25 protein-coding genes are annotated in these 20,273 nt (G+C 73.8%); 9 read left to right on the forward strand and 16 right to left on the reverse strand.

The window, feature by feature from the left end:
- The first annotated feature begins 20 nt into the window (after positions 1-20).
- Positions 21-1,034 (forward strand): class I SAM-dependent methyltransferase, encoded by a 1,014-nt coding sequence (locus tag ABD990_RS23605; RefSeq protein WP_345382911.1) that lies wholly within the window; start codon positions 21-23, stop codon positions 1,032-1,034.
- 360 nt (positions 1,035-1,394) lie between these two features.
- Here the strand turns inward: ABD990_RS23605 and ABD990_RS23610 are convergent, their stop codons facing one another.
- The 3 genes from ABD990_RS23610 to ABD990_RS23620 all read right to left on the reverse strand — a co-directional run bounded on the left by ABD990_RS23610 (position 1,395) and on the right by ABD990_RS23620 (position 3,306).
- Entirely contained in the window at positions 1,395-1,793 is a 399-nt protein-coding gene (locus tag ABD990_RS23610) for a hypothetical protein (protein WP_345382912.1), read from the reverse strand.
- Between the two features lie 235 nt (positions 1,794-2,028).
- On the reverse strand, positions 2,029-2,688 hold the full coding sequence (locus tag ABD990_RS23615; protein ID WP_345382913.1) for a class I SAM-dependent DNA methyltransferase: 660 nt from the start codon (positions 2,686-2,688) through the stop codon (positions 2,029-2,031).
- Between the two features lie 96 nt (positions 2,689-2,784).
- On the reverse strand, positions 2,785-3,306 hold the full coding sequence (locus ABD990_RS23620) for an SRPBCC family protein (RefSeq protein ID WP_345382914.1): 522 nt from the start codon (positions 3,304-3,306) through the stop codon (positions 2,785-2,787).
- A gap of 175 nt (positions 3,307-3,481) precedes the next feature.
- Here ABD990_RS23620 and ABD990_RS23625 point away from each other — a divergent pair, with 175 nt between their 5' ends.
- Together ABD990_RS23625 and ABD990_RS23630 are read left to right on the forward strand one after the other, a co-directional pair.
- Entirely contained in the window at positions 3,482-3,886 is a 405-nt protein-coding gene (locus tag ABD990_RS23625; protein ID WP_345382915.1) for a hypothetical protein, read from the forward strand.
- Positions 3,887-3,951: 65 nt separating this feature from the next.
- Positions 3,952-4,308, forward strand: coding sequence for a nuclear transport factor 2 family protein (locus ABD990_RS23630; protein WP_345382916.1), 357 nt, complete (start codon positions 3,952-3,954; stop codon positions 4,306-4,308).
- A gap of 17 nt (positions 4,309-4,325) precedes the next feature.
- Here the strand turns inward: ABD990_RS23630 and ABD990_RS23635 are convergent, their stop codons facing one another.
- The gene (locus ABD990_RS23635) at positions 4,326-5,429 is read right to left on the reverse strand and encodes a nitrilase-related carbon-nitrogen hydrolase (RefSeq protein ID WP_345382917.1); all 1,104 of its coding nucleotides are present in this window, start codon (positions 5,427-5,429) and stop codon (positions 4,326-4,328) included.
- Positions 5,430-5,532: 103 nt separating this feature from the next.
- Complete coding sequence (locus ABD990_RS23640) at positions 5,533-6,108, reverse strand: TetR/AcrR family transcriptional regulator (RefSeq protein WP_345382918.1); 576 nt, start codon at positions 6,106-6,108, stop codon at positions 5,533-5,535.
- 313 nt (positions 6,109-6,421) lie between these two features.
- Between ABD990_RS23640 and ABD990_RS23645 the strand changes: the two genes are divergently transcribed.
- Together ABD990_RS23645 and ABD990_RS23650 are read left to right on the forward strand one after the other, a co-directional pair.
- The gene (locus ABD990_RS23645; protein ID WP_345382919.1) at positions 6,422-6,829 is read left to right on the forward strand and encodes an STAS domain-containing protein; all 408 of its coding nucleotides are present in this window, start codon (positions 6,422-6,424) and stop codon (positions 6,827-6,829) included.
- Positions 6,829-7,299, forward strand: coding sequence for an ATP-binding protein (locus ABD990_RS23650; RefSeq protein WP_345382920.1), 471 nt, complete (start codon positions 6,829-6,831; stop codon positions 7,297-7,299). The genes ABD990_RS23645 and ABD990_RS23650 overlap by 1 nt, the downstream gene beginning before the upstream one ends.
- Here ABD990_RS23650 and ABD990_RS23655 read toward each other — a convergent pair.
- The 7 genes from ABD990_RS23655 to ABD990_RS23685 form a co-directional block, all read right to left on the reverse strand.
- Entirely contained in the window at positions 7,292-8,881 is a 1,590-nt protein-coding gene (locus tag ABD990_RS23655) for a SpoIIE family protein phosphatase (protein ID WP_345382921.1), read from the reverse strand. The two genes, ABD990_RS23650 and ABD990_RS23655, sit on opposite strands and share 8 nt — an antisense overlap.
- The gene (locus ABD990_RS23660; RefSeq protein WP_345382922.1) at positions 8,878-10,638 is read right to left on the reverse strand and encodes an ATP-binding protein; all 1,761 of its coding nucleotides are present in this window, start codon (positions 10,636-10,638) and stop codon (positions 8,878-8,880) included. Before ABD990_RS23660 ends, ABD990_RS23655 begins: the two co-directional genes overlap by 4 nt.
- Complete coding sequence (locus ABD990_RS23665; RefSeq protein WP_345382923.1) at positions 10,635-11,672, reverse strand: ATP-binding protein; 1,038 nt, start codon at positions 11,670-11,672, stop codon at positions 10,635-10,637. Before ABD990_RS23665 ends, ABD990_RS23660 begins: the two co-directional genes overlap by 4 nt.
- Complete coding sequence (locus ABD990_RS23670; protein WP_345382924.1) at positions 11,660-12,070, reverse strand: anti-sigma regulatory factor; 411 nt, start codon at positions 12,068-12,070, stop codon at positions 11,660-11,662. Before ABD990_RS23670 ends, ABD990_RS23665 begins: the two co-directional genes overlap by 13 nt.
- Positions 12,067-12,492 carry an STAS domain-containing protein gene (locus tag ABD990_RS23675; RefSeq protein ID WP_345382925.1) on the reverse strand — a complete coding sequence of 142 codons (426 nt, stop codon included), beginning with the start codon at positions 12,490-12,492 and terminating at the stop codon, positions 12,067-12,069. Before ABD990_RS23675 ends, ABD990_RS23670 begins: the two co-directional genes overlap by 4 nt.
- 11 nt (positions 12,493-12,503) lie before the next feature.
- A complete protein-coding gene (locus tag ABD990_RS23680; RefSeq protein WP_345382926.1) occupies positions 12,504-13,358 on the reverse strand; it encodes an STAS domain-containing protein in 855 nt (284 codons plus the stop codon).
- A 126-nt stretch (positions 13,359-13,484) separates the two neighbouring features.
- Positions 13,485-14,135, reverse strand: a complete 651-nt coding sequence (locus ABD990_RS23685) for a YbhB/YbcL family Raf kinase inhibitor-like protein (protein ID WP_345382927.1) — start codon at positions 14,133-14,135, stop codon at positions 13,485-13,487.
- A gap of 135 nt (positions 14,136-14,270) precedes the next feature.
- Here ABD990_RS23685 and ABD990_RS23690 point away from each other — a divergent pair, with 135 nt between their 5' ends.
- A complete protein-coding gene (locus tag ABD990_RS23690) occupies positions 14,271-14,507 on the forward strand; it encodes a hypothetical protein (protein ID WP_345382928.1) in 237 nt (78 codons plus the stop codon).
- 3 nt (positions 14,508-14,510) lie between these two features.
- Here ABD990_RS23690 and ABD990_RS23695 read toward each other — a convergent pair whose 3' ends face one another.
- Positions 14,511-15,251 carry a class I SAM-dependent methyltransferase gene (locus ABD990_RS23695; protein ID WP_345382929.1) on the reverse strand — a complete coding sequence of 247 codons (741 nt, stop codon included), beginning with the start codon at positions 15,249-15,251 and terminating at the stop codon, positions 14,511-14,513.
- A 45-nt stretch (positions 15,252-15,296) separates the two neighbouring features.
- Between ABD990_RS23695 and ABD990_RS23700 the strand changes: the two genes are divergently transcribed.
- Positions 15,297-15,866, forward strand: a complete 570-nt coding sequence (locus ABD990_RS23700; protein ID WP_345382930.1) for a P-loop nucleotide/nucleoside kinase family protein — start codon at positions 15,297-15,299, stop codon at positions 15,864-15,866.
- 76 nt (positions 15,867-15,942) lie between these two features.
- On the opposite strand, the gene ABD990_RS23705 is transcribed toward ABD990_RS23700, so the two are convergent.
- Both ABD990_RS23705 and ABD990_RS23710 read right to left on the reverse strand, forming a co-directional pair.
- The gene (locus tag ABD990_RS23705; protein ID WP_345382931.1) at positions 15,943-16,812 is read right to left on the reverse strand and encodes a hypothetical protein; all 870 of its coding nucleotides are present in this window, start codon (positions 16,810-16,812) and stop codon (positions 15,943-15,945) included.
- A gap of 168 nt (positions 16,813-16,980) precedes the next feature.
- Positions 16,981-17,478 carry a Dps family protein gene (locus ABD990_RS23710; protein WP_345382932.1) on the reverse strand — a complete coding sequence of 166 codons (498 nt, stop codon included), beginning with the start codon at positions 17,476-17,478 and terminating at the stop codon, positions 16,981-16,983.
- Between the two features lie 91 nt (positions 17,479-17,569).
- Here ABD990_RS23710 and ABD990_RS23715 point away from each other — a divergent pair, with 91 nt between their 5' ends.
- Together ABD990_RS23715 and ABD990_RS23720 are read left to right on the forward strand one after the other, a co-directional pair.
- On the forward strand, positions 17,570-18,007 hold the full coding sequence (locus ABD990_RS23715) for a Fur family transcriptional regulator (protein WP_345382933.1): 438 nt from the start codon (positions 17,570-17,572) through the stop codon (positions 18,005-18,007).
- 39 nt (positions 18,008-18,046) lie between these two features.
- Positions 18,047-19,033 (forward strand): ABC transporter substrate-binding protein, encoded by a 987-nt coding sequence (locus ABD990_RS23720; RefSeq protein WP_345382934.1) that lies wholly within the window; start codon positions 18,047-18,049, stop codon positions 19,031-19,033.
- A 393-nt stretch (positions 19,034-19,426) separates the two neighbouring features.
- Here the strand turns inward: ABD990_RS23720 and ABD990_RS23725 are convergent, their stop codons facing one another.
- On the reverse strand, positions 19,427-20,161 hold the full coding sequence (locus tag ABD990_RS23725) for a GntR family transcriptional regulator (protein ID WP_345382935.1): 735 nt from the start codon (positions 20,159-20,161) through the stop codon (positions 19,427-19,429).
- Between the last annotated feature and the right edge of the window lie 112 nt (positions 20,162-20,273).

A 20,273-nucleotide genomic window follows, 5' to 3' on the forward strand; every position in this document is an offset into this window, starting at 1 on the left:
CGATCGGCGCGCTGGAAATCATGCACGTCTACGTGGGCGACCGGCTGGGCCTCTACACGGCCCTGGCGACCATGCCCGATTCCTCCCCGGGCGAGCTGGCGGTGGGCGCGGGGATCGCCGAGCGCTATGCACGTGAGTGGCTCGAACAGCAGGCGGTCGCCGGCCTGCTCGACGTCGTCAGCGACGACGGCGACCCGAGAACTCGGCGCTACCGGCTGCCGGCAGAGGCCGCCGAGATCATGACGGACGCCGACAGCCTCAACTACCTCGCGCCACTCGCCTCGCTCGTGGTGAGTCTCGGGCAGACGCTTCCGGCAGTGCTCGAGGCGTTCCGGACCGGCAGCGGGGTGCCGTACGCGGCATACGGCGAGGATCTCCGAACCGGCATCGCACGGCTCAACCGGCCCATGTTCCTCCACCAGCTCGGGACGGACTGGGTCCCGGCGCTGCCCGACATCGAGGCGCGACTACGGGCGACCGACAAGCCCGCCCGGGTCGCCGACTTGGGCTGCGGCAGCGGCTGGTCGAGCATCGCGCTGAGCCGCGCCTACCCGGCCGCCCAGATCGACGGCATCGACCTCGACGAGCCGTCGATCACCGAAGCCAGGCGCAACGCCCTGGCCGCCGGCCTCACCGACCGGGTTCACTTCGCCTGCCGGGACGCCGGTGACCCGGCGCTGGCCGGACGGTACGACCTGGTCACCTTCTTCGAGACCCTGCACGACATGGACGACCCGGTGGCGGCGCTGCATGCGGCGGCCGCCCTGCTCGTCCCGGGCGGCGCGGTACTCGTCGGGGACGAGAAGGTCGCGGAGACCTTCACCGCTCCCGGTGACGAGCTCGAGCGGTTCAACTACGGTTGCAGCGCCCTGCACTGTCTCCCCGTGGGTCTCACCAGGCCGACCTCGGTCGGAACGGGAACGGTGATCCGGCCGGACACGATACGGCGCTACGCGCGGGCGGCCGGCTTCTCCACCGTCACCGTCCTCCCCATCGAACACGACTTCTGGCGTTTCTACCGCCTCGACCCATGACTATCGGATCCTGGCCACCACGAGTCCTCCGTCACTGGGAGACGCCACGATCCCGCACGACGTCCACTGACGTGATCAGTGCCGAGCGGACCGCCGGGGCCCCGCACGACACGCCGTGACTGCCGTTGCAGTATTAGGTGGAAGTAGGCATCGGGGCCCGGTTCCTCCAGCTCTGCGAAATGGTCAGGCTCGGCGGCACAGACCAACTCTCGGTGAGTGGTGAGCAAGACTTCGCGTCGATGGGCGAGGAGCAGATCGAGAAGATTGCCGGCGCCGGTGCAACGCTCAGGGCAGTCGCAGCAACCCGGGCACATTCGCCACCGGCCCGAGGAAGAGTTGCGGCATTACGCGGTCAGGTGGTCAGGACTCGTCCTCGCGGTTCGCCGTGGTGGTGGGCGAAACGGCCTCGCCGACGGGCGTCGTGGTCTCCTGCTCGGCCGCGGTGGCAGCGGCGGCCCTCTCCTGCTGCTTGCGCTTGTCGCGCTCCTGGATGCGGGTGTCGAGCTTGAGCAGCTGGGCGGACACGAGGTTGAGACCGCGGGCCAGCAGGAACGGCAGATGCTTGACGGCGCTCAGCTTGTCGCCCACGGTCGACGGCAGGTGCTGGGCGTGGTGCTTGGCCTGGCCGGGCAGAGCCTTGGCGGCGCTGGGCAGGGTGGTGCGTGCACGGGTCGCGAGGCCGGTCGCCGACTGGCGGGCCGTACCGAGCGACTGCTTGGCAGCGGTGCCGCGCTGACGAAGGTTGTCGATGGCGGGCATGTGAAGCTCCTGAAAGGAGTCGGTGAGCGGCATTGCTCGCAGAGAGGTCGAATCAGCCGGTTGACAGATTCTTGCCGCACAATACTACAAATGCTACGAAGAATCAATGGTCGCCGGGCTCGCATATCCGGTTCCGGGAGCGGCGACCCGGCGCATTGCCCTGGGGCATTCTGCATATTCCGTTCGGCGTCGAAGACCTTCGGACGGCCGCACCGGTTCCGCTCCGGTGAACGGCTCATGGGCGCTTGCACGCGATGAGGCAGGCCTGCGGGATCTTCGTGGCGGCGGAGGCCGGGGTGGGGGCGCGCACGAGCTCGGCGGTGAGGTCGAATCCGGCCTCGTCGAGCAGGGCTGCCACTGCGGAGGGCTGGAGTCGGCGGAAGTCCAGCGAGACCTGGTGGCCGAAGGCCTCGTCGTGGTGCACGACGTCGTCGCCGACCTGGAAGGCCACCAGGAGGTGGCCCCCGGTCGCCAGGACGCGGTGGAACTCGGTGAACACCGGGGGCAGGTGTGCCGGGGGGACGTGGATGATCGAGTACCAGGCGACGAGGCCCGCCAGGCTGTCGTCGGCCGCGTCGAGTGCGCCCATCTCGCCGACGTCGAAGGTGACGTCGGGGTACTCGCGACGGGCGAGATCGACCATCGCCGCCGACAGGTCGATCCCGCGGATCGACATCCCCAGGCTTTGCAGGTACGCGGCGACGTGGCCGGGCCCGCTACCGACCTCGATAAGCCGGCCGTCCGGGTGCCGGTCGGAGACGAGCTCGGCGAAGCCGGCGAGCATGGCGCGGTCGAGCGGGCTGTCGTCCAGCTCGGAGCGGAACGTCTCCGCGTACGAGGGTGCGATCGCGTCGTAGCCGCTGCGGGTGTCGCTGAGGTACGTCGATTCGATCACGGGCGCAGCCTACGAGGCCGGGCGCACCGGTGTGCACAACAACCGGCGCCGCGCCGCGTATCGCGCCGTGCTCTCCGCACGCCGACCAGTGGGCCGCTACGACCGCTCGGCAGGTGTCTCGCGGACCGGCGTCCCGGCACGGGACGTCGGCGTGGCGAGCGCGGCCAGGTGCTGCAGCGAGTTGGTGAGGTGCTCGGGGCCGAACGGCGGGAAGTGCAGGTAATCCCGGATGAACTGCGGCACCGCGGACCAGTCGTAGGTCAACGTCACCTCGGTCTCGGACGGACCGAGCGGCGCCAGGTCGTAGCGCCAGGTCCAGCCACCGAACTCCAGGTGGCCCTCGTCGTTCTCCGTCCCCGGCAGCCAGCCGATGGCGCGCGGCGGGTCGAGCACCCGGACCTTGTTGGCGATCCGGTAGTGACCGTCCGGATGGTTGGGGTGGTACATGTCCACCCGGAAGATCTGCCCCAGCTCGGTCAGCGGTGCCCGGTCGACGGCGTCCTGCACCCAGCCGGTGCCGTCGATCCTGGCATGGGTCGTCGGGTCCGCCAGCACCGCGAACACCCTCGCGGTGGGCGCGGCGACGGTCAGGGTGGCGATCAGGTTCTCCTCGGCCACGGTGTGCACGCTCCTCGTCGTCTCGGGCTCGGGCCTCCCGCGGGCGCGCGAGGGGACACGGTGCAGACGACGCGGCGGGGCGGAACTCATCGGTCGTGCCGCGCGCTCGGGTGCCGACGCCCCGTGCCGCTGGCGTCACCGTTGATCGACTGGCCGCTGAGTCCGAGGAGTGCCTGTGCGGTTCGCGCTGGACGGTCTGCTGGTCGACGTGCCCCCGGCGCAGATCGAGGAATCCCGTGCCTTCTACCGCTCGCGGCCGGGCGGCCGGGGCCCGAGCACTCCGGAGCGGCTGCTCGTGGTGCGGGCGAGCAGGGCCGCTCCGGCGCCCGTCGATCCGGCGGCCGTCGACGAGATCGTCGAAGCGGGAGCTCGGCCGGGGCTCGCGATGGCGACCCTCCTCCGACGGCGCGACAGAGGGGTCGTCGACGGAGTCGTGGGCGCCGCACTCCGGTTCGGCACCTACGACCTGAGCGATCGGATCGCTCCTCCGGTGTCCGACGGCGTCACGGCGGGAGCGGCCGGTGGTCACAAGGGCGTCCTGAGTCAGCGGGCCACCGCACGGAGGCCGTCAGATGGTTGACCTTTCAGCAACCGCGCTCCTACGTTGATCGTCCGGCGGGTGGTGGACGGGAAGAGGGGCGCGGGATGGCGACGATCGAGGAACTCATGAAGGCGAACCTCACCGGGGTCTTCAACGAGCGGGACGCCGAGCGGCGAAGGGCGGTCATCGCCCGGACCTACGCGCCCGACGTCGAGTTCTCCGACCCCGAGGAGACCCTCAGGGGGCACGAGGCCATCGACGCGAAGGCGCAGAAGCTCCTCGACGAGGCCCCCGGCTTCGCGTTCACGCCCGACGGGCCGGTCCGGGTCGCGGACGACCTCGGCTACCTCGCGTGGAACTTCGGCCCGCAGGGCGAGCCGCCGGTTGTGCGGGGCGTCGACGTCGCCCTGGTCCAGGACGGTCTGATCGCCCGCCTCTACACCCTGCTGCTCACCGGCTGAGCTCGGCGGGGCCCGCGTCAGCCGTGGTCCCCGGCTCCGCCCTCGTCGCGTGTGCCCGGATCGGGACGGCGCCAGACGTCCCGCTCGTGGAGGAGCTCGATCTGCTTCTCGGTGACCTCGCGCCGGTACTCGTCGTGCCCGTACGGCTTCCGGTCCAGGTAGAGGTTCTTCGGGTAGATCGGCTCCCGGTAGATGACCTGGTACTGCTCCGTCGTGAGGTCCTTGAGCCAGTTGCCGAACTGCGCGCGGGCGCGGAAGTCGCGCAGCGCCTGGACGTCGACGGTGCCCGCGACGTAGGTGGAGTGCCCGGCGTAGCCCACCTGCCCGACGACGGTGCCCCGGTAGTCGCAGATCATGCTGGCCGAGCCGAAGGTGTCGATGGGGATGTCCGACTCGGCGTCCAGGTAGTACGTGCCGACCTGGTTCGCGATCACGTACATGTTGTTGTCCAGCGCCCGGGCCCGGTTCTGGATCTCGAAGAACCCGTTGCCGGCGTGCGGGTGCGGGTACGGGCCGCGGTAGGCCACCTCGCAGCCGTTCATGGCGAGGCCCCGGGCGTTCTCCGGGTACGAGGCCTCGTTGGCCATCATCACGCCGAGCCGCCCGATCTCGGTGTCCGCCACCGGGTAGAAGGCGTCGAGCCCGTCGCCGTAGAGCTCGACCCAGCGGTCCCAGACGTTGTGCGGGGTCACGGAGTGTTCGACCGGCTGCAGCGGCACCACCTTGTGGTGCACGAGCACGATCTCCTCGGCCGGCGAGATCGCGAACCCGACGTTGAAGAAGCGGCCCGGGAACTCGGGGTGCCGCGCCTTCGCGGTGGCCATCACGTACGCGTCCCACTTCGCGGCGAGGGCGCCCAGCGCGTCCGTCTCCGGGCCGGGGATGTCGATCGCGCACTCCGCGGCGAACCACTCGTGGTCGTGGTCGAGGACCTCGTCGTTGAAGCCCTGCAGCGCGCCCTCCGGGATGGTGATCAGACGGACCGGGAGGGCCATCGCCGACAGCCAGGACGCCGCCTTCGTCAGGTGGCCGAGGTGCTCGATGTTGCGCTTGATCTCGTCGCGGTACCGGATGCCCCGCATCGTCGGGACGAGGCCGACGACCTGGTACGGCTCGATCACTGCGCCTCCCCCTCCCGCCCGGCTCGTCCCCCGGACACCGGGCCACGTCCCGACAATGCCCCTTCCGTGGCGCCGAGGCCATGGGTAACGCGCCGGGTGCCGATCAGACGTCGATCCCCAGCGCCGCGAGCAGGGCGACGCAGCACATCTCCCGGACCTCGTCCCGCGACGCGTCGACGCCCTCCAGCCACCCGACCCCCGCGCTGGCGAGGAGGGCGATCCAGCTGCGGACGGCGAGGCGCCGCGCGGGGGTGGGATCGAGGCCGGGGAAGAGGGACAGGATGTATCGCGCCTGGTTCGAGTGGGCCTGGTCGAGGAGGCTGCGGACGACGTCGTCGGCGTTGGCGGTGCTGCGGTACAGCGAGCGGTACCACTGCGGGTGGGCCTCGATGAAGTCGAAGTAGGCGTCGACGCCAGCGCGCAGGCGGGCGCGGGGCGGGTCGGCGGGGTCGGTGCGGGTGGCGCGGGCGAGCTCCTCGACCTGCCGGGCGACGACGGCGGCGAAGAAGCTCCGCTTGTCCGGGAAGTAGTGGTAGAGCAGGCCGCGGGAGACACCGGCGGCGCGGGCGATGTCGGCGATCTCGACCTCGGCGTAGGGGCGCGCGCCGAACAGGGCGACCCCGGCCGCCAGCAGCTGCTCACGCCGCGTCCCGACGTCCAGCCGCACCCTCTGCGCCATGACCCCGCGCACGCTACTAGGTTGGTCGGCGCGCCCCTACTGAACCCCGTTCAAGAAGCGGCGCCGGGCCGGTCGGCCGCCGTTCGAGGGGTACGGTGCGCCACCGGCCCCGTCCCCGGGCCCCGCTGCACCGAACGGCGCGACGAGCGTGCGCCGACCGCGCTCCCGCTGGTGACGGACCGGACGGCCGCGTAGCCTCCTCCTCCGGAGAAGGGGACCGGGTTCACCTCCCGCGCGCCCACCGGCGCCGCGGGTGGCGCCGGGCCCGCCGGACGGATCGCTCCGCGGCGGCGGAGCGGGTGAAGGGCGGACCATGCAGGTACGGCGCACGCCGGGGACGGCCGAGATCAACCCCCTCCTGGGCGCGGGGCCGGACGGCGACCAGGCGCTGACGGTCCGCGTCGAGCACCTCGACCGCACCACCGTCGTCGCCATCGCCGGCGAGATCGACCTCGTCACCGCCGCCGGGCTGGACGAGACCCTGCAGGCCGAGCTCGAGGCGAAGCCGGCCGTCCTTGTCCTGGACCTGACCGCCGTCGACTTCTTCACCTCCGTCGGGTTGACCACGGTCGCGCTCGCCCAGCGCGGGGCCGACGAGCGCGGCGTCGCGCTGCGGGTGGTCGCGGACTCGCGGCGGGTGCTGCGCCCGCTGCAGATCACCGGCATGGACCGGACCCTGGCGCTCTACCCCTCCCGGACCGCCGCGCTCGGGGACGCCTGATGGTGACCGTCCCCCTCCGGCCCGATCGGCAGCCCGTCGGCGATCCGCCGGACGCGGAGGCCTGGAGCCGGGAGCCCGCCGCGGACGGCCCGCTCCTCGAGCACCGGTTCCCCGGCGAGGCCGCCCGGCTGGCCGCGGTGCGCCGCGAGCTGGGGGCGTGGGCCGCGGCGACCGGGCTGGACGAGGAGACGGTCGAGGACCTGCTCCTCGCCACCTACGAGGCCATGGTCAACGCCGCGGAACACGCCTACACCGACGGCGAGCGGCCCGTCGACCTCAGCGCGGTGTGCACCGCGGACGGCTGCGTCCTGGTCACGGTGCGGGACGAGGGCCGGTGGCGGCCGATCCCGGAGGACCCCGGGCACCGCGGCCGGGGCCTGGCGATGATCACGAACCTCAGCGACCACGCGGAGATCCACCGCGGGTCCGGGGGCACCACGGTCCTCCTGTGGTGGCGCCTGCTCAGGTGACCGCGCCGCCGCGCAGGATCAGCAGCGCGATGTCGTCCTCGCGGACGCCGGCGAACCGCCCGAGCAGTCGGTCGCCCAGCTCCTCGGGGGCCGGGTCCACCGAGACGGCGGCGCGCAGCTCCTCCAGGGCCTCGTCGAGGTCGACGCCGCGCTTCTCCACCAGCCCGTCGGTGTAGAGCACCAACGTCCAGCGCGGCGGCAGGGCGAGCACCGAGTCGGCCTCGTGGGCCCGGCGCAGGCCCAGCATCGGGCCGCGCACGGCGAGCGGCACGGTGCCCTCGGGCGAGGCGAGCAGCGGGGCGAGGTGCCCGGCGTTGGCGACGGTCACGACGTTCTGCGCGGTGTCGAGCACCATCACGCAGACCGTCGCGAACTCCCGCGGGTGGTACTGGCGCAGCATGTCCTCGAGCCGGGTCAGGATCGCCGACGGCCCGTGCCCCTCGACGGCGTAGGCGCGCAGCGCGTGCCGCAGCTCGACCATCACCGTCGCCGCGTGGATGGAGTGCCCGGAGACGTCGCCGATCGCGAGCAGCAGCCGCCCCTCGCCCAGCTCCACGACCTCGTAGAAGTCCCCGCCGATCTCGGTGTTCTGCGCGGCGGGCACGTACCGCACCGCGACCTCCAGCCCGGCGGGCGCGATCGGGCCGCTGGGCAGGAAGGCGCGCTGCAGGGTCAGGGCGAGGGTGTGCTCCTCGACGTAGAGCTGCAGCGAGTCGACGGCGAGGGCCGCCGCATTGCCGAGCTGGGCGAGCAGGTCGCGCAGCTCGGTCGAGAGCTCGGGTACCCGCAGCACGATCGCGACCCGGCCGGAGCGGAACCCGAACCGCAGGGCCGACGCCGGCTCGTCCGGCCCGTCCGCCGCCGCGGCCCAGGACACGGCCACCGGTCCGTCGGGGAGGGGGCCGGCGAGCCGCTCGAGCAGCGGTGGCGGGACCGAGTCGCAGCGCGGGGTGTCGTCCGCCGGGTCGGTGGGGTCGACGACGGCCCGGCGCACCGTCCGGTCCGACGCCGCGACCAGTGCGGCGGCGGGCGCCTCGGCCAGCGCCGCCGCACCCGACGCGATGGTGCTCGCCAGCTCGTCGAAGTCGACCGCGGCGTTCATGGCCATGGTCGCGCGGCTGAGCCCGGCCAGCCGCGCGGCGAGCCGCTCCGCCGCCGCCCGCGCGCGGTGGTACCGCAGCACGGACCAGACGGTGGCGCGCAGCTCGTCCGGCTCCACCGGCTCGACGAGGTAGGCGTCGGCGCCGCGGGTCAGGCCCTGGGCCCGGTCCTGGCCCCGGATCGCCGTGGCGGACAGGTGGATCACCGGCCGGGACAGCGCCGGATCGGACTTGATCCGCTCGCAGACCTCGAACCCGCTCATGTCCGGCAGCCCGACGTCGAGCAGCACCACGTCGATCGGGTCCCGCGCCACCCGGTCCAGCGCCTCCGTACCGGTCGCGGCCTCCAGCACTCGGTACCCCGCGCGCCGCAGCCAGCTGGCGGCGACGTACCGATTGCCCGCGTTGTCGTCGACGACCAGAACGGTGGTGTCACCGTCCGGCTCCGCGGTCAGGTCGATGGCGGTGTCCGGGCTGGTCACGGGGCTCGTCCGACCAGGTCCCGGGCGGCCCCGACGGCGGCGACCAGCACCGGTCCGGACAGCTGCGCCTTGTCGACGACGGCTGCGGTGCGGCCCAGGTCCCGCCGCCGGGGCTCGGTGAGCTGGGCGGCGGTGATCACCACGACCGGCACGGCGGCGAGCGCGGGGTCCGCGCGCATCCCGGCGAGGACCTCGCTGCCGGTGGGTGCGGGGATGTCCAGGTCCAGCAGGACGAGGTCCGGCACCGCCGCCCCCAGCTCCCGCTGCGCCGCCGGGCCCGAGTCGGCCTCGGTGACCACGCCGTCGAGCCCCTCCGCGATCCGCCGCAGCAGCGCCCGCACCCCCGGGTCGTCGTCGACGACCAGCACCCGGCCGAGCGGGACGACGCCCTCGGCGGTCCCCGCGGCGGGCCGTGCCGGCAGGCGCAGCGTCATCGTGGTGCCCCGGCCCGGCTCGCTGTCCAGCTCCAGCGACCCGCCGAGGATCGCGGCCAGCCGCCGCGAGTACGGCAGGCCCAGGCCGGTGCCGCCGCTGGTGGCCTGCAGGTGCCCGCGGACCTGGTAGAACTCCTCGAACACCCGCTGCTGGTGCTCGGCCGGGATGCCGATCCCGGTGTCGCTCACCCGGATCTCCACCTCCCCGCCGTCCGCGGCCAGACCCGCCCGGACCCGCACCTCGCCCTGCTCGGTGAACTTCAGGCCGTTGCTCACCAGGTTGCGCAGGATCCTGCCGAGCAGCTCCGGATCGGTCCACACGACGTCGATCGCCGGCCGCTCCACGACGAGCTCGACCTCGGCCCCGGCGACCGGGCGCAGGGTGGCGCGCAGCGCGTCGAACACCGCTCCAAGGTCCGTCGGCACGATCGTGGCGGTGAGCTGCCCCGACTCGGCCTTCGCCACGTCGAGCAGCTCGTTGACCAACGACAACAGCATGGCGCCCGCGTCCCGGATGAGCTCGACCTGGTGGCGCTGCTCGGGGTCCAGCGAGCCGCCGCCCCCGGGGTCGAGCAGCAGCCGGGAGATGCCGAGCACCGAGTTGAGCGGGGTGCGCAGCTCGTGGCTCACGTTCGCCCAGAAGCGGGTCTTCGCCTCGCTCGCCTCGCGCAGCCGGGTGGAGGCGTCGTCGAGCTCGGCGTAGAGGGCGACGACGCCGCGGTTGGTCTCCTCCAGCTCCTCGGACAGCTCCGCATGCAGGGCCATCACCCCGCGGTTGGTCTCCTCGAGCTCGGCGTTGACCCGGAGCAGGTCCTCCTGCCGCGCCTGCAGGCTCTCCAGCGCCTCGAGCAGGTCCTGGTTCTGGCTGCGCAGCGTGGCGAGCGGGTCGGCCGGGCGCGACTCGCGGACCGCGGTGCGGATGCGCTCGGCCTGGTCGGTGTCGACCGCGCTGCCCGGCGGCAGCCGCTTGGTGAGCCGCACCGACCCGCCCGTGCCCTCGTGGCTGACCTCGCAGCCGTCCGTCAGCCGCGCCGCGGCCCGGACGCCCTCCAGGTCCTCGGGGTGCCCGGCCCCGCCGGACCACTCCGCGGTGAGCACCAGCGCGGGGGTGGGCTCGGCCCCGAGCGCCATGGTGATCAGGACCTCGCCGGGCAGCGTGGCGAGCTCGCGGCTCAGCTCGCTGAGCGCGGTCGCGACCCGGATCTGGTCCTGGTGCTCCAGCCCGGCCAGCGCCGCGACCTCCCGGCCCCGCTGCCGGGCGACGAACACGTCCTGTTCGCCGCGTACCCGCAGCCGGAAGACCTCGCCCCGCCCGGCGGTCACCGGTCGGCCCCGGGGGCGCGGCCCACCACGACCGAGGCGTCGTCCTGGCGAACGCCCTCGTCGCGCAGCAGGGCGGCGGCGACGATCACGGGGGACCGGCGCGGCAGCGGGCCCAGGTCCTCCGCGCGCCAGCGGGGCCGGACCCCGTCCGAGTGCAGGACGACGACGGCGCCGGGCGGCAGGGGGTAGTCGTAGGCGCGCAGCGTGGGCACCCGGTAGCCGGCGATCCCCCCGACGGAGATCATGCTGCGCTTCGTCGTGCCGCTCACGACCGCGCCGGCCACGTTGCCGACCCCCGCGAAACGCACGAGCCCTGCGTCCGGGTCCAGCTCGGCGACCGCCACCGCGCCCCCGCGGGTCCCGGACATCGCCCCGTGGATCGCCCTGAGCGCGTCGACCGGCCCCGCCGGCGGTCGCTCCGGCTCGGCGAACGCGCGCACCGCCTCACGCGCCGCGGCCGCCGCGAGCGGGCCGTGCCCCGCGCCGTCGCAGAGCATCAGCCAGAGCCGGGAGCCCTCCTCCCGCAGCGCGTAGGCGTCCCCGCAGAGCTGTTCGCCGGAGAGGGCCCGGGTGATGCCCGCGGCGTCGGGCACGGGCGGCAGGTCGTCGCGCAGCGGTCGGAAGCGGGCGACCAGGACCGTGCCCCGCCCGGGGCGCGAGCCGATGTCGAGATCGTCCGCGAGCCGGCCGATCGTCCCGAGGCCGACGCCGAGGGAGCCCCTGGTCGAGTGCCCGTCGCGGCTCGAGGCCGGCACGTCGGTCATCCCCGGCCCCGCGTCGACCGCGACGACCTCGATGCCGCCGGTCCTGTCCAGGTGCACCGCGCGCAGCAGCAGCGCGCCGCCGCCCCCGTGCCGGACCACGTTCGTGGCGATCTCGGTGACGGCCAGACCGACCTCGGCGACGCGGGACTCGGGGAAGCCGAGCTGCTCGGCCAGCTTCTCGGCAGCCCTCCGGGACCCGCCGGCGGCGCTGGGGTCGTCGAGCGGGATCCAGGCGACGTCCTCGACCCGAGGTGGGATCACCGCGTCCACTTGACCACGGTCACCGTCGTGCCGCGGCCGACCGCGGTGTCGATCGCGAACTCGTCGACGAGCTTGCGCGCACCGGAGAGCCCCAGACCGAGCCCGGACCCGCTGGTCCAGCCCGGGGTCAGGGCCTGGTCGACGTCCGGGATCCCCGGGCCCTGGTCGGCGAACACGGCCCGGATCCCGGCCCGGCCCTCGCGGTGCACGGTCTCCACCGTGGCCGTGCCGGAACCGCCGTGCACGAGGGTGTTGCGGGCCAGCTCGCTGGCCGCCGTCACGAGCTTCGTCTGGTCCACCAGCGACAGCCGCACCTCCTGGGCGCGCGCCCGGACGAGCTGCCGGACGCGTACGACGTCGTCGCCGCTGCGGATCGGCAGCTCGTCGACGCCGGTGGAGATGGTCACGTCCCGGCGGCCGGGCCGCCGCCCTCCGCGACGGGGACGAGGTCCTCCGCCACGTCGGTCACCGGCAGGTCGCGGTGGTCGGACAGCGCGCGCAGGATCTTCATCCCGCGCTCGACGTCGAGCGCCGTACGCACGCCCTCGAGCGAGAGCCCCAGCTCGACGAGCGTGATCGCCACGGCCGGCCGCATCCCGACGACGACGGTCTCGGCGTCGAGCAGCCGGGACAGCGCGGCGATCGAGGCGAACATCCGCCCGATGAAGGAGTCGACGATGTCGACCGCGGAGATGTCGATGAGCACGCCCCGCGCGCCCGTGGCCACGATCCGCTCGGCCAGGTCCTCCTGCAGCGCGAGGACGGTGTTGTCCTGGAGGTCGATCTGGATCGAGACGAGCAGCGCGTCGCCCAGGGACAGGACCGGCACCCGTTCCACGGTCAGCGGCCCCCGGCCCGGCGCACGACCTCGACGCCGGTGCCGCGCATCGCGTGCAGCAGCGCGTCGGCCAGGCTCGACTTGGTGGTGATGTCGCCGAACTCGATGCCGAGGGTCACGATCGTCTGCGCGATCTGCGGCCGGATGCCCGAGATCGTGCACTCCGCGCCCATCAGCCGGGCCGCCACGACCGTCTTGAGTAGGTGCTGCGCGACCTCGGTGTCCACGGCGGGCACGCCGGTGATGTCGATGATGGCGTGCTCGGAGCCGGTGTCGACCAGCGTCTGCAGCAGCTTCTCCATCACGATCTGGGTGCGCGCGGAGTCGAGCGTGCCGATCAGCGGGACGGCGACCACGCCCTCCCACAGCTTCACCACCGGCGTGGTCAGCTCCAGCAGCTGCTCGGCCTGCTCGCTGATCACCTGCTCGCGGGCGCGGGCGAAGCTCTCGAAGGTGACCAGACCCAGCGCGTCGACCCAGCGCGAGGACTCGATCACCGTGGCGAGGTCGCCGCCGCCGGCGGCCGCACCGCCGTCCTCGTCGGCCGCGGCGAACAGGGCCTCCTTGAGCGCGAAGACCGCGGACGCCGTCTCGCTCGGGCTGAAACCGCGGCGCGCCCACTCGCGGGAGAGCTCGGCCAGGAAGCCGCGGGCGCCGGCGTAGGCGTCGGACCGGACGTCGAGCCCGCTGCCCGCCGCCTCGACCAGCACGGCGAGCAGGTCCGAGCAGGTCCGCTCGAGCTCGCCGATCGTCACCCGGCCGCGCAGCGGCACCTCCGCCGCCTCGACCCACCGCCGCAGCACCTTGTCCTCGCTGCGCAGCAGGATCTGCAAACGCCCGCCGTCCGCCTGCGCCATCGCCACCTCCCGTGACCGTGTCCCGCAGCACCTAACCACACGGGACACCGCACCGGACCTGCCGGATTGCCCATGGACGACACGACCCCGGGCGGCGGCGGCCACGACCGCCCCGAAGGCCGTGGATCAGCGGGCGACGAGCCCGACGAGAGTGCCGCGGCACAGCACGTGACCCTCGGCGGCGGTGTGCAGCTCGTCCGGGCCGGCGCCCTCGGACAGCCCGAGCGGTTCGTCGAGCACCAGCAGCCGGAAGGCGAGCCGGTGATCCTCGCCGACGGGCGTCCGGGGCGGCTCCCAGCCGGTGCCGCCCCCGCTCGTGCGGCCCTCGACGGCGCCCTCCGGAAGCCCCTCCTCGCCGATCCCGGTCGCCGAGGCAGGGATCCCCGCGACCAGCCGGTGCACCCGGCCGTCCGCGTCGAGGTCCTCGACCACCAGCGCGAGCTCGGCCGCGCCCTCGGGGACCTCGCCCCACTCGAGCGGCGGCGGGACCGCGTCCTCACCGTGGTGGCGGTCCGGGATCGGGGTGTGGTCGGTGAACGCCGGGCTGCGCAGCTCCGGACCGGTGGCCGGCGCTTTCTCGACGGCCTGGCCGCCCTGCCCGTCCCCGCGCGGGCCGGCCGCCCGTTCCGGATCGCCCTTCGGCGCCGGCGGGTGCTCGCGCTCGAGCTCCTCCCGCGCGGCCCGGTCGGCGTGCCGGTCGGGGGTGCCCGTGTCGTCGTGCTCCGCGCGCCTGCGGGTGCGCGGCACGTCGAAGGCGTGGCTGCCGGGGTCCGGCATGGCTCCTCCTCGGTCGGGGTGGCGGCCGTGGTCGTGGTGGGGCCCGCCTACCCGGCACGGCCGCGGGCATGCGGCGCGCTTCGGCCCCGTGTGAGCGGGTACGCCGGGGCCCTGCGTCGAGGAGAGGAGCGTGCGGTGGCCGAGTGCGAGGTCTGCGGCAACGACTACGACATGGCGTTCGAGGTGCACGCCCGGGGCGCGGTGCACGTGTTCGACAGCTTCGAGTGCGCGATCCACCGGATGGCGCCGGTGTGCGAGCACTGCGGCTGCAAGATCGTCGGACACGGTGTGCAGGCGGCGGGCAAGTTCTTCTGTTGCGCCCACTGCGCCTCGCACGCCGAGGGCGGGGAGGCGATCGCCGACCGGGCATGAGCGTCAGGCCGGGCGCCGGCCGAGGAAGGTGTGGACGATGTCCCGCTGCCAGCCCGTCACCGGCTCGACGCCGACGTCGGCGAACCCGGCCGCGCGCATCCGCGCGGCGAGGCGCCCGGCGCCGTCGAAGTCGAGGACGCTGCGCCACAGATAGCGGTAGAGGCCGGCCGAGCCGGTGACCCGGCGGCCCAGAGGGATGATGATCCCCCAGGAGACCGCCGTCCAGATCGCCCGCGCGCGCAGGCTGTCCCGCACCGAGTACTCGTGCACCGCGAGCGGGGCGCCGGGGGCGAGCAGGTCGTGCATCGTCCGCAGGCCGGCGTCGCGGTCGGGCAGGTTGCGCACGAGGTAGGCGGCGAGGATCCCGTCGAACGGGCCGGTGATCCCGGTCGCGGGCAGGTCCTCCAGCCGGGAGTGCACGAAGGTCACCCGGTCCGGCCACGCCTTGCGCCGTGCCTCGGCGATCATCTCCGCCGAGCCGTCCACCGCGACGATCTCTGCGTCCGGGGCGGCGGCCAGCAGCGCGGCCGTCGAGGCCCCCGTGCCGCAGCCCAGGTCGAGCAGCCGCGGCCCGGTGCCGCACCGCGGCGGAGCTTGCGGAGCCGACCATCGCGTGAGCCGGCGGGCCGACAGCCGCAGGTGCTCGTGGTAGCCGGGGTTGCGACCGACGAGCCGGTCGTACGAGGCGGCGTGGTCGTCGAAGGCGCCGGGCACGGTGGCCGGGCCGATCGGGTCGCGGGACACGGGGTGATCCTGGCCCGCCCGGCGTCGATCGTGCAGGGTGGACCCGTGGACGGGCGGGCCGCGACGGTCTGGGTGGTCGCCGGGGCACCCGGCGCGGGCAAGACGACGGTCGCGGCCGCGCTGCTCGCCGCCCTCGACCCCGTCCCCGCGCTGCTGGACAAGGACACGCTCTACGGGGACTTCGTGGCCGCGACCCTGGCCGCCGCGGGCCGCCCGCCCGGCGAGCGCGAGGGCCCCTGGTACGACGCCCACGTCAAGGTCCACGAGTACGCGGGGCTCACCGCGACCGCGCGGGAGATCCGCGCGCAGGGCTGCCCGGTGCTGCTCTCCGGCCCGTTCACGGGGCAGATCCGCGACCCGGACCGGTGGTGCCGCTGGGTGGCCGAGCTCGGCGGCGACGAGGTCCGGCTGGTCTGGGTGCGCTCGGACCGCGCCACCCTGCGGCACCGGTTGGAGCAGCGCGGTTCGTCGCGGGACACGGGCAAGCTCGCGGACTTCGACGCCTTCCTGGCCCGGATGCGCCCGGACGAGCCGCCGCCCGTCCCGCACCACGAGATCGACAACCGGCGCGGCGCGCCGCCCGTCGCCGGACAGGTCGCGGCGCTCCTCGGTTAGGGCAGCCGGTACGAGGTCCCCTCGAGACCGCTCAGGTGGGGGAGATCGGAGCGGTCGCCGTGGCCGATCGAGTGGGTCAGGCGCGGGGGTCGTGCACCGGCAGCATCCGCTTGCCCACCGCGTCCTCGCGCCGGGGCAGGTCGACGACGCCGAACAGGACCCAGCTGATCGCCCACGACTCGGTGGTGATGGACGGCGTGAGGTCGGGCGGCAGCGTCAGCGAGAAGGCCAGGTCGCGGGGCGCGCCCGGGGTGAGCCGGGCCGGCCCGGACACCGTCGTGGAGGCCTTGCGCTCCGCGGTCAGCACCCGGTCCCCCTGCGTCTCGACGAGCACGAGGTCCACTCGCAGGGCGCGGGCGTCGAGCTCCGTCCGGGCGTCGACGCGCAGCCGGCCGGTCACCGTCGCGCCGGCGGGGACCGACCGCTGCGGCAGCCCGTCGAGCGTGATCCGGGCGAGCCGGTCCGAGTCGCCCCGGGGCTCGGTCGCCGCCTCCGCCGGGCCGCCCACCGCGAGCACGGTGATCGCGGCGCGCTCGTCCGTGCCGGGCGCGATCACCTGCACGAACCACTCCGAACGGAGCGCCTTGCCGATGCTCGTCGGCGCGCCCCACACCTCGGAGCGGAGGATCTCGTAGCGGTAGTCCTCGGGGTCGTCGACGAGCGGGTCGTCGTCGACGTCGGGGAAGGGCAGGCTGCGGTCGGGCACCCGCAGGTCCACCTCGACCTCGACGGCCTCGCCGGCCCGCAGCGACCGGCCCTGGAACACGTACCGGCCGTCCACCGCCCATGAGTCCGTCCAGCTGCTGCCGCTCTCGCTGATGCTGTCGGCGTGCAGGAGCGCCACGACGATCTCGGGATCGGGCAGGTCCGTGCCCGGGGTCAGGCGCACCCGCGCCCGGACCGTGTCGCCGGGCCGGTAGACCTCCCGGTCCGTGCGGATCTCCACCGCGGCCGCACGCCTGCGCCGTCCGAACAACGTGAACCACCCCCGCGCCGATCTCTCGGAAGATCTCACGCTCCGGGCGTTCCGGACGTTACGGGCGGGCCCGAGAACGGGAGGCGGCCGGACCCCCGAAGGGGATCCGGCCGCAGCCGCCCGTCGCGCCCGGGTCGCTCAGGCGCGCCGGTTCTCCGAGCTCAGCATCCAGGCCTGCTTCTCGAGGTCGACGATCACCGCGTGGAGCAGGTCGGCGGTCGAAGGGTCCTCGGCGTCGACCGCGTCGTGCACCTCACGGGCGGTGGCGGCGGTGCGGTACAGCAGCTCGGTCATCGCGTTGACGACCGCGGTGGTGCCCTGCTCGCCGGTCAGCTGGCGCGGCAGCGAGGTCGTCTCGGCGACGGTCCGCGGGCTGCCGTCCGGCACCGCGTACAGGGCGCGCATGCGCTCGGCGACGGTGTCGCTGTGCTCGCGGGCGACCTCGACGATCTCGTCGAGTTGCAGGTGCAGGTCGCGGAAGTTGGCGCCGACGACGTTCCAGTGGAACTGCTTGCCCTCGAGGTGCAGGGCGACGAGGTCGACGAGCACCTTCTGCAGGTTCGCCTCGAGCTCCGGCGAGGCGGTGAACGGACGGAGGCCGGTGGGGGCGCTGGTGGTCGTGTTCGTGGCGGTCATGATTCAGTTGTACCCTACTTTTGACCGAGTCAACTTGTGATGCTCGTCAAGTTAGTGACCGCATCCAATGTGTTGGGGTAGCCTCACCTGCATGGACGACCTCACCGCCCTGCTCCGGGAGAAGGGGCTGCGCAGCACGCCGCACCGGCGTGCGGTGCTGCACGCCCTGGCCGACCGGCCGCACTCCACCGCCGTCGAGGTGGCGGAGGTCGTGGCGCAGGCGGGGGCGGCCGCGGGGCCGTCTGCCGTGTCCGAGCTGTCCCGGCAGGGCCTCTACAACGTGCTCGAGGACCTGCGCCGGGTGGGGTTGGTGCGCAGCATCGAGCCGGCCGGCTCGGCCACGCGCTTCGAACTGCAGCACGGCGACAACCACCACCACCTGGTCTGCCGCGTCTGCGGCCGGGTGAGGGACGTGCCCTGCGCCGTCGGGGCGGCGCCGTGTCTCGCGCCGGCGCACCAGGAGGGCTTCGAGATCGACGAGGCCGAGCTCGTGTTCTGGGGCCGCTGCGCCGAGTGCGCCGCGCGCTGAGGCTTCCCTCCGAAGGTGAGGCTGGCCTAATGTCCTCGCGTGCCGTCTCGCCGCCTGATCGTCCCGTTCGTCCTGCTCGTCGGGCTACTGCTCACAGCCTGCTCCTCGGCCGAACCGGCGGCACCCGCCCGGTCCGCCGAGCCGGTCACGGTGACCCACCTCTTCGGGACGACGACGATCCCGGCCCCGCCGACCCGCATCGTCATGCTGGGGGTGACGGACGCCGACGCGGTGCTCGCCCTCGGTACCACGCCCGTCGCGCTGACCGGGTACGGGTTCTACAAGTCGACCGGCGGGCTCGGTCCCTGGGCGCGACCGCTGGTGCGCGGTGAGCAGCCGGTGCTCCTCGAGAGCGACTCCCAGCCGAACCTCGAGCAGATCGCGGGGCTGCGGCCCGACCTGATCATCGGGATCAACGCGGGCTTCGACCGGTCCGTCTACGAGAAGCTCTCCGCCATCGCACCCACCATCGCCCGCCCGGAGGGCACCGCGGCCTACGCCGTCCCGCGCAGCGACGCGACCCGCACGATCGCGCAGGCGCTCGGGAAGCCCGCCGAGGGCGAGGCGCTGATCCGCAAGGCGGACGACGCCTATGCCGCGGCCGTCGCCGCCAACCCCGGCTTCCGCGGCAAGGTCGGCACCGTCGTGCTGCCCTACGACGGCAAGTACGGCGCCTACACCCCCGGCGACGCCCGCGGCCAGGTCATGGCCGGCCTCGGCTTCACGCTCCCGCAGGGCGTCGCCGCGCTCGACACGGGGGAGCGGTTCTTCGTGGAGGTGGCGCCGGAGCAGGCCGGGATCCTCGACGGCGACGTCCTCGTGATGCTCGCCGACCAGCCCGCCGCCCGCGCCGCGGTCGACGCCGACGCCGTGCTCCAGCAGGTCCCGGTCGTCGCCTCCGGCCGGATGATCGTCCCGGACACCGACACCCGCGGGGCGATGACCTACAACAGCGTCCTCTCGGTGCCCTACGCCCTCGACCACCTCGTCCCGCAGCTCTCCACCGCCCTGGCCCAGGGAGCTTGAGCCGGGGGACCGTGCCCCGGGCAGTCGCGATGAACGTCAGGGCTGGTTCGCGCCGCTCCGACGACCCTGAGGCTCGTCTCGACCCGGCAACGTTCGCGGATCCGCGGGCGCTCTCGCCGGGGCCGCATGCCGTGAGATGAGCATCCGTGCTGTTCCGCGGCCGGCAGACAGCGCTGGTGCTCATCCCGTCGCCGCAATGCCCGCCGATCCGCGTGCAGGTGCGGTGGGGTCCGGCACGAAGTGGGACACGAGAGCTGTTCGAGAGCCCGCCGACAGCCCTCACGTCCCACTTGCCCGCGCACGCGCATCCCCGGGCATTGCGCACGCGCATCCGCGCCCACTGGCCCGCGCACGCGCATCCGCGGGCATTGCCAGGGCGGCCGAGACCAGCCCTCACACCACCAGTGACGTCCGCACCGTGTACTGCGAGGCCCGGTACACGTGCGTGCCCGTCTCCACGAAGGCGCCCGTGTCGTCGTAGACCGAGCGGCGCACCGTCACGCACGCCGCGGGATGCTCCTCGCCGAGCAGCGTCGCCTCCTCGGCGGTCATCAGCCGCGCCCCGATGCTCTGGTGCGCGATCCGGAAGCTCGCGCCCTGCGCGCGCAGCAGCGAGTAGAGGCCCGTTCGTTCCAGGGCCGCGCCGTCGACGGTGTAGTGCTCCGGCAGGTAGTTCGTCAGGATCGCCAGCCGCACCCCGTCCGCGCTGCGCAGCCGCCGGATGCGGGTCAGCCGCGGCGGCAGGCCGGGCGGTTCGGGCACCTCGTCGGCGCTGCACCCGTCGAGCGAGAGCAGCTCGGTCCCGGGCACCCGCCCCTCCGCGGCGAGGTCGTCGAACAGGCTGGTCAGCCGGGCCTCGCGGCGCACGTGCGGCTGCACGACCTGCGTGCCGACGCCCCGTTTGCGCACCAGCATCCCGCGGTTGACCAGCTCCTGGATCGCCTGCCGCGCGGTCGGCCGGGCGAGGCCGAGTCGCGCCGTCAGCGCCACCTCGTTCTCCAGCCGGTCGCCGGGCTTGAGGACGCCGGTCTCGATCGCGTGCTCGATGGCCAGCGCGAGCTGGTGGTAGAGCGGGACCGGGCTCGTCCGGTCCAGCGCGACGTCGAACGCGACGGGGGTGTCCTCCATGCGGGGGAGGCTACAAGTGTGTACGTAACTATGTATAGACAAAGTATTGACTGCGACGGCGCCGCGCTCGTAGTTTCGAGCACGGCAGCAGCGCGGGACCAGACGTCGAAGA

Origin of the sequence: Pseudonocardia yuanmonensis (assembly GCF_039542425.1) — a bacterium.
In the GTDB taxonomy this organism is placed as follows: domain Bacteria; phylum Actinomycetota; class Actinomycetes; order Mycobacteriales; family Pseudonocardiaceae; genus Pseudonocardia; species Pseudonocardia yuanmonensis.

Bases quoted from the DNA above. Each gene is read 5' to 3' on its own strand.
- ABD990_RS23610 (WP_345382912.1), bottom strand. From the start codon at position 1,793: ATGCCCGCCATCGACAACCTTCGTCAGCGCGGCACCGCTGCCAAGCAG.
- ABD990_RS23685 (WP_345382927.1), bottom strand. From the start codon at position 14,135: ATGCCGGACCCCGGCAGCCACGCCTTCGACGTGCCGCGCACCCGCAGG.
- ABD990_RS23640 (WP_345382918.1), bottom strand. From the start codon at position 6,108: ATGGCGCAGAGGGTGCGGCTGGACGTCGGGACGCGGCGTGAGCAGCTG.
- ABD990_RS23605 (WP_345382911.1), top strand. From the start codon at position 21: ATGCACGTCTACGTGGGCGACCGGCTGGGCCTCTACACGGCCCTGGCG.
- ABD990_RS23650 (WP_345382920.1), top strand. From the start codon at position 6,829: ATGGTGACCGTCCCCCTCCGGCCCGATCGGCAGCCCGTCGGCGATCCG.
- ABD990_RS23630 (WP_345382916.1), top strand. From the start codon at position 3,952: ATGGCGACGATCGAGGAACTCATGAAGGCGAACCTCACCGGGGTCTTC.
- ABD990_RS23645 (WP_345382919.1), top strand. From the start codon at position 6,422: ATGCAGGTACGGCGCACGCCGGGGACGGCCGAGATCAACCCCCTCCTG.
- ABD990_RS23725 (WP_345382935.1), bottom strand. From the start codon at position 20,161: ATGGAGGACACCCCCGTCGCGTTCGACGTCGCGCTGGACCGGACGAGC.
- ABD990_RS23710 (WP_345382932.1), bottom strand. From the start codon at position 17,478: ATGACCGCCACGAACACGACCACCAGCGCCCCCACCGGCCTCCGTCCG.
- ABD990_RS23680 (WP_345382926.1), bottom strand. From the start codon at position 13,358: ATGGCGCAGGCGGACGGCGGGCGTTTGCAGATCCTGCTGCGCAGCGAG.
- ABD990_RS23715 (WP_345382933.1), top strand. From the start codon at position 17,570: ATGGACGACCTCACCGCCCTGCTCCGGGAGAAGGGGCTGCGCAGCACG.